The following is a 1,889-nucleotide window of genomic DNA, read 5'->3' as shown; positions in this document are numbered from 1 at the left end:
TAATTTGTTTGATTGAGTATAGAATCTTCAAACTGCTTTATAGCTCCATTCCATAAAGTCGTATGACCACCTGCATCTCTCCAACCATCAATATCCATTATGATGATATCATTTTGGTGTAAATTTTGCAAAGTGCTACAAAATTGCTTATTTTTTCTTTTAGCTCACTCTATTTTACTTGCATTCCTCTTTGCAATATTTCTTTACAATGCGCTCGACTTCGGCTTGGTATTCTTTAAGTTCATAAACCATAAGGCATTTAAAAGGTTGATATGTGTAATCAATTTTATATTTGCCAGTCCATCTACTGAGATTTTCTACAAATGTTAGAAATTGTATGATATTGTCTGAATTCTTATCATCAAAGAATAATGGCATATTCAACTTGTCTTTGATGATATAATATACTCTTTTGTCATCATCAACAAACTTTTTGATACAATAGCGAAATCCTAGTTTTTTGAGTGCATCGACTTTGAGTTCATAAGTAAAGTGTTGTTGCTCTAGTTCGTTTCGTTTGACCTCTTCATTCTTATAGTTCATTTCTCCAAGTCCAAATACAATATTTATGTAAAACAATACTGCTAATATAATTTTTTTCATACGATTCCCTTACAACAATTCCCAAAAATAAAGTTTTTTGATAATAACTATATCTCTAACATCAAGTAAGTAATTAAAATTATCCAAAAACTTTTTATCTTTCCCATTCCACAATGTAATATGTCCATCAGCATTACTCCACCCACTGATAATCATTGCTACTACTCCACTTTTATCAAATTTTGAGAATTCATTGTTGTAGAAATTAATATTTTCTTGTTTGGTTGTCATAGTTTTAGGATTATATGGTTCATCTGCATTACCCCAAAAGCTTTTTAATTGGAGAAAACTTGTTATATTAATAACCCCTGTTATGTAGTTATGATTATCTGTTCCTTGTAATATTGTAACATTTTCAAAACCTTTTGGTCTTTTTGTCTTATCTCTTGATATAGAGTCTTTTATAGGCATACCCCCATAATTTAGTGCATAACTTACTTGCAAGGCACAAGTGTTGCTATAATCTGCATAACCGGCACTTCTACCAAAGAAATTTTTATAATTAATGTATTCACTTAAAGGTGTCCCACCAACCAAAGCATATCGCTGCCATACATTATCATCATATTTTTTATTTACAATTCTCCCACTGACAAACTACTTCTTTTACTATATTTTCTATTTCAGTATGAAACTCTTTGGAATGATACATATCAAGGCACATTATAAAATATACAGGCTCATTTTCTCTAGGATTATCCATATTAATATCAAAAATATAATTATTGGTCATATTATTTTTCACATAATGATGTATTTTTTTATATGCCTCATATCCTATTTTCATTGATTGAAAATACATATTTTGTGCTACTGCTATGTCATTGGAAGGTGCAGTTTGATTAAAATTCCACAAACAATACGCCAAACTATAATCCTTTGCCAGTGATACTTCTTCTTCAAGTGTATTAGCTTGTATAAAAAAAGTTAATGAAACAAATATCAATATATATTTTATCATTTATAATAATTCCCAAAAATATAATTTCTTAACGATAGGCATTTGTATATTGTTATTTGTACTTTGTATGAGAGTGAGATAGTTTTTACTTTGTTTTGGATTATTATCATCTATAAACTGCTTTATAGCCCCATTCCATAGTGTGATATGTCCTTTTGCATTATTCCAGCCCTCTATTACCATAGCTACAACTCCTTTTTTATCAAACTTAGAAAATTCATTATTATAGAAATTAATATTTTCTTGTTTTGTTGTCATTTCTTTTGGATTATATGGTTCATCTGCATGACCCCAAAAGTTTTCTAATTGAAAGAGTTTAATTAAT

At 29.0% G+C, this 1,889-nt stretch carries 4 protein-coding genes; all 4 read right to left on the bottom strand.

Features of this window, described 5'->3' with window-relative positions; genetic code table 11:
• Positions 1 to 174: 174 nt before the first annotated feature.
• Positions 175 to 603 (bottom strand): hypothetical protein, encoded by a 429-nt coding sequence (locus CQA53_RS11105; RefSeq protein ID WP_115543985.1) that lies wholly within the window; start codon positions 601 to 603, stop codon positions 175 to 177.
• 9 nt (positions 604 to 612) lie between these two features.
• On the bottom strand, positions 613 to 1,140 hold the full coding sequence (locus tag CQA53_RS11100) for a T6SS effector amidase Tae4 family protein (RefSeq protein ID WP_115543984.1): 528 nt from the start codon (positions 1,138 to 1,140) through the stop codon (positions 613 to 615).
• 34 nt (positions 1,141 to 1,174) lie between these two features.
• A complete protein-coding gene (locus CQA53_RS11095) occupies positions 1,175 to 1,564 on the bottom strand; it encodes a T6SS amidase immunity protein Tai4 family protein (RefSeq protein ID WP_115543983.1) in 390 nt (129 codons plus the stop codon).
• The coding region (locus CQA53_RS11090) for a T6SS effector amidase Tae4 family protein (protein ID WP_220272094.1) at positions 1,565 to 1,889 on the bottom strand (325 nt) is incomplete at its 5' end.

It is taken from the genome of Helicobacter didelphidarum (assembly GCF_003364195.1).
Lineage (GTDB): Bacteria > Campylobacterota > Campylobacteria > Campylobacterales > Helicobacteraceae > Helicobacter_A > Helicobacter_A didelphidarum.
The sequence above is the reverse complement of the archived record's forward strand: the minus strand, read 5'-3'. Positions and strand labels throughout refer to the sequence as shown.